The organism is Bifidobacterium criceti, assembly GCF_002286935.1.
Classification (GTDB): domain Bacteria; phylum Actinomycetota; class Actinomycetes; order Actinomycetales; family Bifidobacteriaceae; genus Bifidobacterium; species Bifidobacterium criceti.
In genome coordinates this window covers 39974-55028 of sequence record NZ_MVOH01000014.1, presented here as the reverse complement: position 1 = coordinate 55028, position 15055 = coordinate 39974, and the positions used below count along the sequence as shown (strand labels likewise).

The 15055-nt window shown below is 63.5% G+C and carries 14 protein-coding genes; 4 read left to right on the top strand and 10 right to left on the bottom strand.

Annotation, left to right across the window (positions count from 1 at the left end; all coding sequences use genetic code 11):
* The first annotated feature begins 44 nt into the window (after positions 1-44).
* Positions 45-284, top strand: a complete 240-nt coding sequence (locus B1526_RS08980; RefSeq protein ID WP_133088489.1) for a helix-turn-helix domain-containing transcriptional regulator — start codon at positions 45-47, stop codon at positions 282-284.
* Between the two features lie 121 nt (positions 285-405).
* Here the strand turns inward: B1526_RS08980 and B1526_RS05845 are convergent, their stop codons facing one another.
* The 7 genes from B1526_RS05845 to B1526_RS05815 form a co-directional block, all read right to left on the bottom strand.
* Entirely contained in the window at positions 406-1305 is a 900-nt protein-coding gene (locus B1526_RS05845; RefSeq protein ID WP_095615139.1) for an ADP-ribosylglycohydrolase family protein, read from the bottom strand.
* A gap of 34 nt (positions 1306-1339) precedes the next feature.
* On the bottom strand, positions 1340-1684 hold the full coding sequence (locus B1526_RS05840; protein ID WP_095615138.1) for a winged helix-turn-helix transcriptional regulator: 345 nt from the start codon (positions 1682-1684) through the stop codon (positions 1340-1342).
* Between the two features lie 516 nt (positions 1685-2200).
* The gene (locus B1526_RS05835) at positions 2201-3130 is read right to left on the bottom strand and encodes a LysR family transcriptional regulator (RefSeq protein ID WP_095615137.1); all 930 of its coding nucleotides are present in this window, start codon (positions 3128-3130) and stop codon (positions 2201-2203) included.
* Between the two features lie 71 nt (positions 3131-3201).
* Positions 3202-3834, bottom strand: a complete 633-nt coding sequence (locus tag B1526_RS05830; RefSeq protein ID WP_095615136.1) for an HAD family hydrolase — start codon at positions 3832-3834, stop codon at positions 3202-3204.
* Positions 3835-4051: 217 nt separating this feature from the next.
* Entirely contained in the window at positions 4052-5827 is a 1776-nt protein-coding gene (locus B1526_RS05825) for an FAD-dependent oxidoreductase (protein WP_095615135.1), read from the bottom strand.
* Positions 5827-6390, bottom strand: a complete 564-nt coding sequence (locus tag B1526_RS05820) for a redoxin domain-containing protein (protein WP_095615134.1) — start codon at positions 6388-6390, stop codon at positions 5827-5829. Before B1526_RS05820 ends, B1526_RS05825 begins: the two co-directional genes overlap by 1 nt.
* Before the next feature lie 51 nt (positions 6391-6441).
* Positions 6442-8277, bottom strand: a complete 1836-nt coding sequence (locus B1526_RS05815; protein WP_095615133.1) for a bifunctional ADP-dependent NAD(P)H-hydrate dehydratase/NAD(P)H-hydrate epimerase — start codon at positions 8275-8277, stop codon at positions 6442-6444.
* Between the two features lie 342 nt (positions 8278-8619).
* On the opposite strand from B1526_RS05815, the gene bsh reads away from it, so the two are divergent.
* The 3 genes from bsh (at position 8620) to B1526_RS05800 (ending at position 11683) form a co-directional block, all read left to right on the top strand.
* Positions 8620-9564 (top strand): choloylglycine hydrolase, encoded by a 945-nt coding sequence (gene bsh, locus B1526_RS05810; protein WP_095615132.1) that lies wholly within the window; start codon positions 8620-8622, stop codon positions 9562-9564.
* Between the two features lie 227 nt (positions 9565-9791).
* The gene (locus B1526_RS05805) at positions 9792-10550 is read left to right on the top strand and encodes a carboxymuconolactone decarboxylase family protein (protein WP_095615131.1); all 759 of its coding nucleotides are present in this window, start codon (positions 9792-9794) and stop codon (positions 10548-10550) included.
* A gap of 44 nt (positions 10551-10594) precedes the next feature.
* Complete coding sequence (locus tag B1526_RS05800) at positions 10595-11683, top strand: cation diffusion facilitator family transporter (protein WP_095615130.1); 1089 nt, start codon at positions 10595-10597, stop codon at positions 11681-11683.
* A gap of 146 nt (positions 11684-11829) precedes the next feature.
* Here the strand turns inward: B1526_RS05800 and B1526_RS05795 are convergent, their stop codons facing one another.
* The 3 genes from B1526_RS05795 to B1526_RS05785 all read right to left on the bottom strand — a co-directional run bounded on the left by B1526_RS05795 (position 11830) and on the right by B1526_RS05785 (position 15031).
* Positions 11830-13431: an ABC-F family ATP-binding cassette domain-containing protein gene (locus B1526_RS05795; protein WP_095615129.1), complete on the bottom strand. Its 1602-nt coding sequence runs from the start codon at positions 13429-13431 to the stop codon at positions 11830-11832.
* A 122-nt stretch (positions 13432-13553) separates the two neighbouring features.
* Entirely contained in the window at positions 13554-14114 is a 561-nt protein-coding gene (locus B1526_RS05790) for a DNA-deoxyinosine glycosylase (protein ID WP_095615128.1), read from the bottom strand.
* Positions 14111-15031 (bottom strand): hypothetical protein, encoded by a 921-nt coding sequence (locus B1526_RS05785; protein ID WP_095615127.1) that lies wholly within the window; start codon positions 15029-15031, stop codon positions 14111-14113. The genes B1526_RS05790 and B1526_RS05785 overlap by 4 nt, the downstream gene beginning before the upstream one ends.
* Positions 15032-15055: the final 24 nt, after the last annotated feature.

Genomic DNA, 15055 nt, shown 5'->3' with positions numbered 1-15055 from the left:
CCGAACCGAGCAAACCGCGCACACACGATATCGAGGAGCATGGCATGGCACTGAACACCACGGCATGGGACATAACCGAGTATCTCGAAGACGAAGAAGGCATCGCCGAATACCTCAACGCAGTAATAGAACTCAACGATCCCGTACTACTCCAAGCCGCCATCGGAGACATAGCCAAAACACAAAGAAACCACCCCCACTCGTCGTCTTCCGCGCCAAAGAACGGTGACGCCGTAGAAACCAGTCAGCCAAGAGCCGCGGCAATCAACGACGGCGCATCCTGAAAACGACCGGTACCACCACCATCAAGGAACACGTCGCCCTCCGCAATCGCTTCCAAGCTCACCGCGTTCGACTCCTCATTCATAATTCATATCATCCATGTTCGGCACCATAACACACACCTCATCTTCCCAACGGACGATGCACAACAAATAACGGCGGCACGTCGCGCTCGCGGTAGAAGTCGTCCCAACGTTCGAGCACGTCGCGCAATGGCGTCGGCAGGTAGGAGAGCGCCTCGGCGGCGATGTCATCGGGGATGCCATAGGCCGCCTGTGCGATGCTCGCGGCGATCGCGGCCTGCGTGTCGCTGTCGCCGCCGAGCGAGGCGGCGTTGCGGATTGCATCCTCGAAATCCTCACTCTCCAGGAAACAGCGGATCGCCTCGGGGACGGAACCCTGGCACGTCACGTCAAAACGGTAGGTGGGGCGGATCCTGTCGAGCGGCAGACTCAGGTTGTACCCGTACGCGTGGTTGATGTAGTCGCGGATGCGGCGTTTGCATTCGGCAGGGTCGTCGGCGACGCCCTTCTCGAATTCGCCGTGGCAGCCGCCGAACCAGTATCGTGCGAGGAAGATCGCGTCGGCGACCGCCATGCCGCCTTTGATGCCCTCGGGATGGTCGTGCGTGACGGCGATCGACCGTTCGGCGAGCTCGCGTCCCGCGATCGGCATGAGCCCGGTGCGCATCATGAATCCGCAATCCATCATCCATGCGCATGGCGCGACGCGCATCGCCGCGCCGTTGCCGAAACTGCCGATCGGCTCGCGCGTGTCCGAGAACAGCCAGCGCATGAACCGTCCGCCATATCCGGCGTCCGGATACATGCGCCCGTATTTCTTGAACGCGTCGATGAAATCGTCGGTGCCGCCGCCGTTCATGATGCCCTCGGCGACCGCGCACGTCATGACCGTGTCGTCGGTGAAGCTGCAGCCCTCGGAGAACAGCGGGAAATCCTTCGTCTTGATTGGCGCGAACTCGTATTTCGAACCGACGATGTCACCGATGATCGCTCCGAACATATGACCTCCTGTGGTTGTTGTGCCGGGACGTGCGTCAGTCGTGGTGGTAGACGAGCGCGTCGACGTTGCGGTTCGCGATTTCGACGAGCTGGGAGAGGGGAGCGACGAACTGCCGCCCGAGCGACGTGAGCTCATAGTACACCTGCGGCGGCTTCGCGTGCTGCACGACGTGCCTGCGCACAACGCCGCACCGTTCGAGGTACTTGAGTGTCTGCGACGCCATGCGTTCGCTTATGCCACCGATCGTGTGCACGAGCTCGCTGAACCGCAGCGGATGGTCGTCGAGCGCGAGGATGATGAGCAGGCCCCATTTGCCGCTGATGACCGAGAGGTTGAAGCGCGTGGGGCAGTCCTTCGAGAAGATGTCGATGTCTTGCATGAGACCATTGTATCATACAAATATACAGGTACTTACGGATAGTAAGTATCACTTCCCAAACCACCGCACACAGCACCAACCTGACCACAGCAAGTAAAGCACCTAGCGGAAAGGTCGATGCTTGCCTTAGCCGGATGCGCGGATGTCGCAACAAGAGGAAAGATTATTCGCATACGCTGCGCGACGCGTTCGAATCGGCATACCGTGGGCGTACGATGATCTGACGGGGTGCATGTACGTCAATCCCGGGGTCATAAATCGCAGATACGGAGGATATCGCGAATGGTGGCCCCGGGGGCACGCCTACGCGCGCTCATGCGAGAAAGTACATGTGCGCATATGAGCGCTACCGTGTGTAAATGTGCGCGAATCGTGCGGCATTGGTTGGTTGTGTGACATTCGCCGTGTGTGTCGCTCATAGGGGATGCGCAGCACACACGGCACGGGCTCACAAATCGAAATCACGCACACATCTACGAGTTGTGATGTGCAGGCGCACACACCACACATCACACGTCACTGTTCGATGATGTCGTAGCCGTGGGAGGCGATGACCTCCTTGAGCTTGTCGAGGTACACCTGCGCGGGCGTCGTGAGTTTCGCGCGCTCGTGCGAAATCCATCCGAGGAGCATCGTCTCGTCGGTCTCAAGCGGCACCGTCACGATCTTCTCATTGTTGAGGTCGCCGTTGTCGATGCCGGTGCACACCGTGTACCCGTTGAGACCGATGATGAAGTTGAGGATCGTCGCGCGGTCGGTCACGTTGATCTGTTTGGGGGAGTGGTCGGGCCACACCGCCTCCTCGGCGAAGTAGAAGCTGCCTTCCTCGCCCTGCTCGTATTGGATGAACGGGAACGGCTTGAGGTCCTCCATCGTGACTTTCTTCTTCATCGCGAGCGGGTTCGTGCGCGCGATGAACACGTGCAGCGGCGCGCGGAACAGCGGATGGAAGTCGAGGTGCTTCTCGCGCAGCAGCTTGCCGATGACCTGCTTGTTGAAGTCGGACAGGTACAGGATGCCGATGTCCGAACGCATGTTCGCGACCTGGTTGATGATGTCGCGCGTCCGGGTCTCGCGGATCGTGAATTCGTATTCGTCCGATCTGATCGATTCGATCATCTCGACGAACGCCTCGACCGCGAACATGTAATGCTGCGTCGAGACCGAGCACAATTGCTTGCGTGGTTTCGCGTTCTTGTAGCGTTCCTCCATCAGTGAGACCTGGTCGAGCACCTGACGTGCGTACGTGAGGAACTCGGCGCCGTCGACGGTGAGCGCGATGCCTTGCGACGAGCGGGTGAAGATCTCGATGCCGAGTTCGTTCTCGAGTTCCTTGACCGACGAGCTCAACGCGGGCTGCGAGATGTACAACGCGTGCGACGCCTCGTTCATCGATCCGCATTCGACGATTTTGACGATGTATTTGAGCTGCAGCAACGTGGCCATGGCGATGCCGTTCCTTTCTGTTGTGTTCCTGTGCTCTTCTGCAATACCGGTGTTGTCTTTGGATGGATTCGTCAGATCGCGGCGCCTAGCGCGCGTAACGCGGCGCGCGTGGATGCCGCGTCGGTGAAGTGGATGCCGTGCCATCCGAGCGCCTGCGCGCCCGCGATGTTCTTCGCCGTGTCGTCGACGAACACGGTCGTCTCGGGCTCGAGCGAGAAGCGTTCCTCGGCGAGGCGGTAGATCGCCTCCTGTGGCTTGTGCAGGCGCTCGGTGCCCGAGACGACCGTCCCCTCAAGGAGTTCGGCGAGTTCGGGGAAGCGTTCGAACGCGAAGTGGAACGTCTCATCCGCCCAGTTCGTCAACCCCCACACGTGTACGCTCGCATGTTTGAGGTCCTTGAGCAGCTGCGGCATCCCGTCGACCGTGGCCGGCAGCGCATCGCCGTAGTGTTCGATGTAATAGCGGTAGATCGCGGCGATGTCCGCGCCGTGATCGCGTTCGACGATCGGCAGCACGTCGTCGAGGCGCATGCCGCCGTCCATGAGGTCCTCGTAGCGGAAGAAGCCATAGGGGTCGTCGGGCGCGCATATGCGTGCGACGAGGGCGGCGTCCACGTGGCCGTCGAGCGCGCAATGGGACTGCCAGTCGACGAGTACGCCGCAGAAATCGAAGACGGCATCGGTTATCGGACGTTCAACGCTCATCGCTACCTCGTTTCAGGATCCGCAGGGCTGTGCCATGTTGTGGCCGGCGCGGGCGTATGCCGAGCCGCGCCTTCGTCAGTGTACTGCACGGCTGTTGCCGTGGACGTGTTATGTGCACATCTCGAAATATCGGGGTAACAAACGCGAACGGCGTGGGCGGAGGTCTGTGTGCCAGACCTCCGCCCACGCCGTAACCTTGGTGTGTATCGTGCTTCCGTCAGTGCTGTTGTTCGATGAGGTCGAGCATCTGCGCGACGCTTTTCCTGCCGAAATCGATATGCCGTTCACCGGCACGTGTGAGCACGATGCAGGGCACGCTCATGACGTCGTAGCGTTCCTTGAGTTCCGGATAGTGCGCGATGTCATACGCCTCCGCGCGCACGTTCGGGTTGAGCGCGGCGATGCGTTGCGCCGCGCGCACCGTTTCCGGACACATCGTGCATGTGAGCGAGACGAGCAGCATGATGTCGACCGGCTCGTGGATCTCCTCGATGCGCGCCCGTTCGTCGTCGGTCAAGGGCTGACCGGGGCCTGCCGCGTTGTAGATGCCGAGCACGAACGAGTTGAATTCGTGACCGCTCGGCACACCGTGGAACGAGATGCCGGTCGGGATGAGTTCGCCGTCGTCGTTGCGTACGAGGACGCTCACGACGGGGGCTGCGAACGGCAGCGGCTGCGACGCGTCGAACGCACCACGTCCGTGCTCGTCGATACGGCCGACGTGGTCGGCGACCTTCCCGAGTTTGCCGTCCGAAAGCGAGACGAGCTCGTCGATGAACGCGTCGAGTTCGACGCTCAACGGGGTGTCGTCGAGCTGCAGCTGCAGCGTGACCGGGCGCGCCATGCGCGAGAACACCATCGTGAGCTGTGCGCGCACGTCGTCGTCGAAGATCGCATGGACGGACGCGGCAGGTGTGTCCTCGACGTCGTTCGACACGGGGGCGATCGACGTCTGCGCCGGGGCGGACGTGCGCGCGTCGCGCGCGTCGCGTTCGTAGACGGTGTCGGTCGGTCGTTTCGGGACGATGCCGGTGCGTTTGCTCGCCTCGGCCGCATACTGTTCGGCGTGCACGGCGGCGATCGCGCCGTCGGCCGTCGCCGTGACGACCTGACGCAGGTCCTTGACGCGCAGGTCACCGGCCGCGTAGATGCCGGGGACCGTCGTTTCGAGCGTCATCGGGTCGCACAGCACATAGCCGTGGTCATCGAGCGGCACGACGCCGTCGACGATCGACGTCTGGGGCACATAGCCGGCGAAGACGAACACGCCGAACGTGCCGTCGTCATCGGGCTGCCAACGGCGCCGTTCGCCGGTGTGCGCGTCGCGCAGCGTCGCGGCGACGAGGCCGCGTTCGCCCGCTTCGACGCCTTTGAGTTCGGTGCCGTACATGATGTCGATCTTCGGATTGGCCTTCGTGTGCGCGGCGACCGACGCGTCACAGGTGAAATCGTCCTCGCGTACGAGCACGGTGACCTTGCGCGCATAGCGTGTGAGGAACACCGATTCCTCGGCCGCCGCGAAACCGCCGCCGACGACGAGGACGTCGCGTCCGGTGAAGAACTCGCCGTCGCATGTCGCGCAGTAGGCGACGCCGCGTCCCGCGTATTCGCGTTCGCCGGCGAAGCCGACCTTGCGCGGGGATGCGCCCATCGCGAGCACGACGGCGAACGTGCGCACGTCGCCGCGCGTCGTGTGCACGACTTTGACGCCGTCGTCGAGCACATCGATGCCCGTCACGTCGGCGACGCGCAGTTCGGCGCCGAAATCCTGCGCCTGCCGGCGCATCACCGCCGTCAGTTTCCTGCCGTTCGTCGTGAGGACGCCCGGATAGTTGACGACGTCGTCCGTGATCGTGATCTGGCCGCCGAAATCGTCCTTCTCGACGAGCAAGGTGCGGTAGCGGGCACGTGCGAGGTACATCGCCGCCGTGAGCCCGGCGGGGCCGCCGCCGATGACGACGGCGTCATGGAAATCGTCCTGTGGAATCGGCATCACAGTTCACCGACGAGGTCGAGGCTCGGCTTGATCGTGTCCTCACCGGGCTCCCACTTGGCGGGGCACACCTGGTCGGTGTGCTCGTAGACGAATTGCGACGCCTTGACGCGGCGCAGGATCTCGGCGGCGTCACGGCCGACGTTCGATGAGATGACCTCATAGGCGACGACACGGCCTTCCGGGTCGATGATGAAGTCGCCGCGTTCGGCGAGGCCGGTCTTCTCGTTGTAGGTGTCGAGGTCGCGAGCGAGGAGCGCGGTCGGGTCGGCGATCATCGGGAACGTGATCTTGCCGATCTTCTCGTTCGCGTCATGCCATGCCTTGTGCGTCCATTGTGTGTCGCACGAGACCGAGTAGATCTCGCATCCGGCCTGCTTGAACTCGTCGTAATGGTCGGCGAGGTCCTCGAGCTCGGTCGGGCATACGAACGAGAAGTCGGCAGGATAGAAGAAGAGGACGGACCAGTGGCCGAGCAGGTCGTCCTTGCGCACCTGCTTGATCTCGTTGTTCTGGTATGCATCCGCGGTGAAATCGGTGAGGTCGTGTTGCAGCAATGTCATATTGGCTCCTTTGTGGATGATGGTTGCTTGTTGTCAAGGGTTATCCGTGGGTCACTCGTAGCGCGCCGTCGCGTTGAGCATGTCGAACGCGTCCGGCAACGCGTCGATGACGTCCGACGCGACGATCGGATGGCCGACCGATTCGACGGTATGCGCCTTCGACGCGCCATCCGAGAACAACACCGGTTCGTTCCAGAACCGTTGGTCGCTGTGCGAGGCGAGCGCCGCGGCGAGGCCGTGGACGTAGGCGGCGCCGGCGACGACCTCGGCGGTGAGCGACGGGTCGGTGATAATCGCGTCCGCCTGTTGGGCGAGCATCGCGCCGGTGATGCCGGCGAGGACATCGCCGGCGCCAGCCGTTGCAAGGAACGCTGGTGCGCGCCCGCACACGAGCGTGCGTGTCGCCCCGGTGCCGTCTGGGCCGACGATGACCGTCATCGCGCCTTTGAGCAGCACCGTCGCGCCGGTGAGTTCGCAGGCGAGCGCCGCGCTTTCGAGCGGATGGCCATTGACGTCCTGTGCGGTGCGGTCATGGCCGAGGCGGGTGAGCAATGCGGCCATCTCGCCCGCGTGCGGTGTGAGGACGACCTGCGCGGGGACGTGGGCGGGCAGCAGGTCGAGTGCGCCGGCGTCGACGACGATCGGCGGCATCGTGAGCGCCGCTTCCTCATCCATGTCGTCGGCGTCGTCGAGCGCGTAGTGGTGCAGCAACGCCGCGATCGCGGCGCGTTGCATGTCGTCGGCGTCGCCGTGCGTGCCGTCGGGCACGCCGCAGCCGACGACCCAGGATTGGACGTGGCCTTTGCCGATGACGGCTTCGGGCAATGCGTTGAGGACGAGGTTCTGTGCGCGTTCGGGGCCGAGGTAGCGGACCATGCCGATGTTCGAGCGCGCGGCCGCCGCCGTGGAGAGCACGGCGGCGCCGGGGTAGTGGACCGATCCGGTGATGAGCCCGGTCACCCCACGGTCGTATTTCGCGTCCTCGATGTTCGGTATGCGGATCGCCGATTGCGCGAAGGCGCGGTCGGCGACTTCGACGGCCGGTTCGACGTCGGTGTCGTCCACGTCGAAGCCGAAGTCGACGAGCGTGATGCGTCCGCATGCGTAGGAGGCGGGCGGCAGCACCGCGCATGGCTTGAGCGCGCCGAACATCATCGTCATGTCGGCGGGGATGTACGGGCCGGGCAGTGTGCCGTCATTGACGCCGATGCCCGATGGGGTGTCGATCGCGACGACGAAGGGGAATTCGATGTCAAGTTCGTCGTCGGGCAACGCGATGCGCCGTGGCGCGCCATCCTGCGCGCCGACGGCGGCCGCGATCGCCGCGGGGATGCCGCGCAAGGCGCCTTCGACGCCGATGCCGGTCATCGCGTCGATGATGATGTGCGCGCGGGACACGAACTGCACTGCCTGTTCAAGGCGCTGCCCAGCCTCTCCCGACGACATGCCGGAAGGCGCCCCGGGGATGCGCGCGTTCGGGTCGAGTGTGAAGACATGGCCACCGGAACGGCGGAACGCGTCGAATGCGGCGTCGTGCAGCGCACGGCCTACGGCAATCGCGGTCACATTGAACCCTTCGGCCGCGAGCGCCGCGCCGCAGTAGAGTCCGTCGCCGCCATTGTCGCCGGCGCCGGCGAGCACACAGACTCGCAACGTGGCGGGGTCCCATTCCTCGTCGGCGATGACGTCGAGGATGTGTTTCGCGGCGGCTCCGGCGGCGATGCGCATGAGGGGGACGCCATCGTCGAGCAGGGGGCGTTCGAGTGCGCGGATGGTCGCCGTGTCGAATGCGGAGGACAGTAGGGTGTCGACGCGCAGGTCCTCGTCGATGTCCGCATCGTCGGTGTGTGGCGTCGGGCCCGTTGTCGTCGTGCCGGAATCGTTCATCGGTCGTCCTTTCGCGTCATGCCGTGGGGCGTGGCCGGATCCATCAGCGCACGTCGTGTACGGCAACCGGATACGTTGTCCACTGTAGTACCGCCGCGTGTGGGTCCGTGCGGCCGTTACGCCATCGTCTGAAGGCCGGGTGTGTGAGCTTAAGCACACCGTCGGCGAATGCGGCGGCGCTTCCTCTGTCAACGATAACCGTGGCCGGTGCATGCCGTGGCTTCCTACAATGGCGGCTATATGGCATGTCCGGACTTGGGCCGGTTCCGGTGACGCGTTACGCCGCCCATGCGAAACCCACGGTGGGACGATGGTCTTGCCGTATACGAAAGGAACATCATCATGTGCACTGCAGTCCGCTTCGTCGACGGCGACGGCAACCTGTTCTTCGGACGCAACCTCGACTGGTCGTTCGATTATGGCGAGAAGATCGTCTACACGCCGGCCGACTACGACTATCAGCCTGCGTTCAACGCCGAGGACCGCAACCATGCCGTCATCGGCGTCGGCATCATTTCCGATGACACCCCGTTGTATTTCGATTGCGCGAATGATGCGGGCCTCGCAGTCGCCGGCCTGAATTTCCCGGGCTATGCGCAGTACGCGCCGGATGCCGTCAACCTGACGACGAATGTCGCCGCGTATGAGTTCCCGCTGTGGGTCGCGCGTTGCTTCACGAGCGTCGACGAGGTGCAGGAGGCGCTCAAGAACGTGACGATCGTCGGCAAGCCGATCAACGACAAGTATCCGGTTGCGATGCTCCACTGGATCATCGCCGACGCGACGCGCAGCATCGTCGTCGAATACACGGAGAGCGGCATGCATGTCTATGACAACGACATCGATGTCATGACGAACCAGCCGGAGTTCCCGGTGCATCGCGCCAATCTCATCAACTACATCAACTGCGATCCGGCGATGGTCAAGCCCGTCAAGTGGGGCAATGCGGAACTCAAGCCGTGGGGTGCCGGACTGAGCTCGCATGGCCTGCCGGGCGACCCGAATTCGATGTCCCGCTTCGTGCGCGTCGCCTATGCGAACGCGCACTATCCGAACAAGGAGGGGGAGAAGGACAACGTCACGCGCCTGTTCAAGACCCTTTCGAGCGCCGCGATGGTCGAGGGCATGAGCGCGATGGCCGACGGCCAGTTCGAGAAGACCGTCTTCACGAGCGGCTATTCGGCGAAGACGCAGACGTACTACATGTCCACGTATGACGATCCGACGATCGTCGCAACACCCGTCTCCGACTTCGACGCGTCGAGCAACAAGCTGCAGGAGAAGTGACATGCGGCCGTGGGCGGCGATCCGCGCCGCCCACGGCATTCGAACAACGGTGCCCATGACGAGCCGGCCGCACAGGAAAGGCTCGTCATGGGCACCATGCAATATTCTGTCGTATTACACGGTCATCGGAGTCTTGATCTGTGCGCGAACATCCCACCATCCACCCTTAGTGTTCAGGCGCGGGCGAGACCATGAGCGACATGAGCACAATGGATGGAAGGTTATCGATGTTCGAGGAACTGCATAGGAAAATGAACCATTTCTGGAATGACGACCGCACGTTGAGCGAGACCGATCCGGAATTCATTGAACTGTTCTCACGGTTCGCCTACGACGAGGTCGTGCACGAGCCCGAAGCGAACGACGACGCACTCGACGAGACCGACCGTTGCCTCGCCGTCATCGCCGCGATCATCGGCGCGCAAGGCATGGACGCGTTCGATATGATGCTGCCGGTCGTCTACCAGGCGGGCGTCACATCGGTCCAGCTCAAGGAGGTCATCTACCAGGCGACCGCATTCGCCGGATTCGCGCACTCCCTGCCGTATCTGAAGAAACTCAACGATTTCCTCAACGCGCGCAATGTGCAACTGCCGCTCGCGCCACAGGCGACCGTCACCGCGGACGACAGGCTCGCGAAAGGCGCCCAGGTCGAGACGGCGATTTTCGGCGACGCGATGCAGGACTTCCACCGCAAAGGCCCCGACGACACGAAGCACATCAACGTATGGCTCACCGACAACTGCTTCGGCGACTACTACACGCGCGGCGGCCTGACCCTCGCACAACGCGAGATGGTCACATTGTGCATCCTCATCGCCCAAGGCGGTTGCGACGCGCAGGTCAGGGCACACATCCGCGGCAACCTGCACTTGGGACGCGACACGCATTACCTCATCGCCGTCATCTCGCAATGCCTGCCCTACATCGGCTATCCGCGCGCACTCAACGCAATCGCATGCATACGCGACGTCGTCAAGGATTGAACCGCACACGACAGGAATGAAGGAATAAGGAAGGAACCACACCCATGGCATCCACAGGCGCGACACCCGACGCCGGCGAAGCGCAACGCGCGGCGGTGCGCACGATCCCACCGAAGGCGAACGCGGACGTGCGACGCGAACGCAAACACGAAGGCGCGGCCGTCAAGGCGGCCCTCGCCGCGAACATCGGCGTCGCCCTCGCGAAACTCGCCGCATTCGCGTTCACCAGGTCGTCGTCGATGCTGTCCGAATCCGTCCACTCGATCGCGGACTGCTCGAACGAGATCGTGCTCCTTGCAGGCGGCAGATTCTCGAAACACCGGTACAACACCGTGCATCCGTTCGGCTGGTACCGTGTCAAATACCTCGCGTCATTCGTCGTCGCGACACTGCTGTTCTTCGTCGGCGGCTTCTTCTCGTCAAGCGAAGCGATCAAGAAGGTCATCGACGTATGCGCAAACCCGGCGGCACGCGCCGCGAACCGCGGCGAACTCGTCGTCGCGCTCATCGTCGTCATCATCAGCGCATGCCTCGAAGGCTACGGCCTGCACCAAAGCATCAAGGAAGCCAACGAACGCATGGAACACACCGGCATGCCGCATATGGGCATCTACCGGTTCTGGCGCGTGACGAAATCAGCCGACCTCGCCTCGGTCATCATGGAGGACACACTCGCGCTCATCGGCCTCGCGTTCGCGTTCCTCGGCATCGGCGCCGCGATCGTGTGCAATGACGAACTCTACGACGCGCTCGGCGGCCTCGGCGTCGGTGTCGTCCTCATCATCGGGTCGCTCCTGCTCGCATACAAGGTCGGTTCGCTGCTCATCGGCGAATCGGCGAGCGACCTGACGCAGTCGCGCATCATCGACGCCGTCGAAGGCACAGAAGGCGTCGAGGAACTCATCAACATGCAAACCGTGCACATGTCCGAGGACAACATCCTGCTGTGCCTCAAAGTGCAGACGTCGAAACTCGACCGCGACTACGACGTCGACACCGTCAACAAGATCGAGGACTCCGTGCGTTCGGCGATGCCATGGTTCAACTGGGAGATCTACGTCGAACCGGACATCTACAACCCGGCGAAGGCGCACGGCCCCGCACAGTTCGAGGACCCGGACGACGACGAGTGACCCCCAGACGGCCACAGCCCGGCGCAAACCGTATTGCCAAGTTGGACTCCGGCTTCCGCGCCGCGGCATGCCCAGGCCCCTCCCACCGTACGGTGGGAGGGGCCTGGGCATGCCGCGGCGCGGAAGCCGGAGTCCGGTGTGCGGCGTCACTCCTCGGCTACGAGCTCAAGGTAGGAATCGTTCCACAGGTCCTCGTCACCATCCGGCATGAGCAGCACCCGTTCGGGGCGCAACGCCTCGACGGCGCCCTCGTCGTGCGTGACGAGCACGATCGCGCCCTCGTATTTCGAGATCGCCTTGAGGATCTCGGCGCGCGACGCGGGGTCGAGGTTGTTCGTCGGCTCGTCGAGCAGCAGCACGTTCGCACGCGACGTGACGAGCGTCGCGAGCGCGAGACGTGTCTTCTCACCGCCAGAGAGCACACGCGCCGGTTTGAACGCGTCATCACCGGAGAACAGGAACGAGCCGAGGATCGAACGCGCCTGCGTGTCGGTGAGTTCGGGGGCGACATGCTGGAGGTTCTCGAGGACCGTCATATCGAGTTCGAGCGTGTCATGCTCCTGGGCGAAATAGCCGATCTTCGCGCCATGTCCGTATTCGACTGTGCCGGTGTCCGGCTCGTCGAGGTGGGCGAGCAGACGCAGCGTCGTCGTCTTGCCGGCGCCGTTGTATCCAAGGATGACGACGCGTGAGCCCTTGTCGATCGCGAGGTCGACGCCGGCGAACACGATGTTCGATCCGTACGCCTTGGAAATGTCCTTCGCCATGATCGGCGTGCGTCCGCATGGCGCTGGTTCCGGGAAGCGGATGTCCGCGACCTTCTCCTTCTTCTGCTCGCCGCTCGTCTCGCTGAGCAGTTTCTCGGCGCGGCGCATCATGTTCTGCGCGGCGACGGCCTTCGTCGCTTTCGCATGCAGGCGGATGCCCTGCTGCATGAGGCGTTCGGCCTTCTTCTCTGCGACTTCGCGTTCGCGGCGGCGGCGCTCCTCGTCGACGGCGCGCTGGTGCAGATACGCCTTGTAGCCGAGGGAGTACATGTCAATCTGCGCGAGCTGCGCGTCGAGATGCCACACTTTGTTGACGACCTCGTCGAGCAGTTCGACCGAGTGGGAGATGACGAGGAAACCGCCTTCGTATTTCTTGAGGAAGTCACGCAGCCATTCGATCGAATCGGCGTCGAGGTGGTTCGTCGGCTCGTCGAGGATGAGCGTGTCCGCATCCGAGAACAGGATGCGCGCGAGTTCGATGCGGCGGCGCTGGCCGCCGGACAGGGTACCGAGCGGGCGGTCCATGACGTCCTGTGGCAGGCCGAGGCTCGCCGCCATCGCCTGCGCCTCCGATTGCGCCGCATAGCCGCCGGCCTTCTCGAAATCCTGCATCGCCTTGTCGTAGCGGTTCATCGCCTTCGTCATGACGTCCGGGTCGGGGTCGGTCATCTCCTTCTCCGCCTTGCGGATGCGTCTGATGATCGAGGCGATGTCACGCGCGCTCATCATGCGGTCGAGCGCGGACTGTTCGGGATCGTCGGCATGCGTGTCCTGCGGCAGGTAGCCGAGTTTGCCGCTGACACGCACGGTGCCCGCCGTCGGCAGCAGTTCGCCGACGATCGTGCGTGTGAGCGTCGTCTTGCCGGCGCCGTTACGGCCGACGAGGCCGATCTTGTCTCCCCTCGCGACATGGAAGCTCGTCGGATTGAGCAGCGTGCGCGCGCCGATCTGGATCTCCAGTCCCTGTACTTCGATTGCCATGCGTCTCCGTCTTCATATGAGCACTGTTCGTTGCCGGAAAACCATCATAAACGCGGCCATGAACGCTGCCGGGACGTCACTGTCCCGGCGGCGGCCGCCCCTGTGCGCGGCCGCCGCGGCCGTCAGACGAAATCGGACATGTCGATGCGCGAGCGGTAGATGCCGATGAGGTCGGCGAGCGTCTTCGACGCATAGGCGGGTGATGTCGACGGCAACGCCGTCACCGGAAGGTCGATGCCGTCGCCGAGCAGCAGCGGACGGCACAGGCGTTCGTACAATTGCATCGCCTTCGTGCCGCATGGGTAGATGTGCCTGATCTGCGAACCGCGGATGATCGGCGTCAGGTCGCTCGGCACGACGTTCCTGATCGACGCGTCGGACGCGCCAAGTATCTCGCAGGATTCGACCGTGTCCCAGAGCGCGAAGCGATGCCGCAGCGCAAACGCGCGCCGTGTCGCACGCGTCGCGCCGACCTTGTCATCCGGGTCGTGCGGATCGGCGAAGAGCGCATCCATGATCGGCCAGAACCGGTTGCGCGGATGCATGTAGAAGAATCCGGCCTCACGTGATTTCGGACTCGCCATCGTGCCAAGGAACAGGACACGCGAACGGGCGTCGAACAATGGGCCGAACCCGTGCTCGACACGTGTCCATTGCGTGCTGGCGCCGCTCCGGCCGCTCATCGCAGCGCCTCCTCGTGGGTGCCGCCGTCATAGTCCTCGACGTGCGGCGTCGACGTCTCCTGCGCCGCCTTGCGCTGCTCCGGCGTCGGCTGCGGCTTGCGCGGCTCGATCGCGTCGAGACGCCCAGAGACGCGCTTCCATGGGATGTACATGAACACGGCGCATACGGCGGCAAGCGCGATGACGACGACGGCCGTGAATTTCGAGACATCCATGAGGCGCATCGCGACGCCCACCATCGACCACAGCACGACGAGGCCGAAGAGCCAGTCGTCGAACCTGAAGCGTGCGAAGCACGCGAGCGCGAACAGGATGAGCGCGAGCGCGATCGTCGCGGCCGACTGTCCACCCGCCGCAATCGGTCCGTCCTTCGAGACGTAGTAGGTGACGGCGCGTGCGAGGTCGGTGACCGTTTCGACGACGAGCCATGCGCCCCACAGCGAGAATGGCGCCCAGCCCCAGAAGCTGCCGTCCTCACGGCGCGAGAAGAACCACAGGGCCCAGACGAGGAGCGTCTGGATGCCGATGAGCGGCACGGCGCTCGGGTAGTTCTTGAACGCCCATGCGAATACCCAGCCGATGCCGACGAGGCATGTGGCGATGAACAGCACGCCGATGAGCGTGAAGCGGGTGTGTCCGAGCTTGCGTGCGTGCTTGCGGCCGTTGCCGATGCGTATGAGCCAGATCGCGAGCAGCAGGTAGACGGGCACCCAGATGAGTTGCACGTAGCGTTCGGCGGCGAACCATGAGTAGACGCGTTGGCGTTCGTCGTCCATGTCGATGTGGACCAGCACGCCGCATTGCGCGAGCGCCATGACGATGATGAGCGCGAGGAAGGAGACCCAGGCGACGATCATTTCGATGTCGCGTGTGACTTTCGCCTTCCCGTCGTCCTGTACGTCTGTGTCGTGCGTCATCGTCTCTCCTTTGCGCTCGGTACT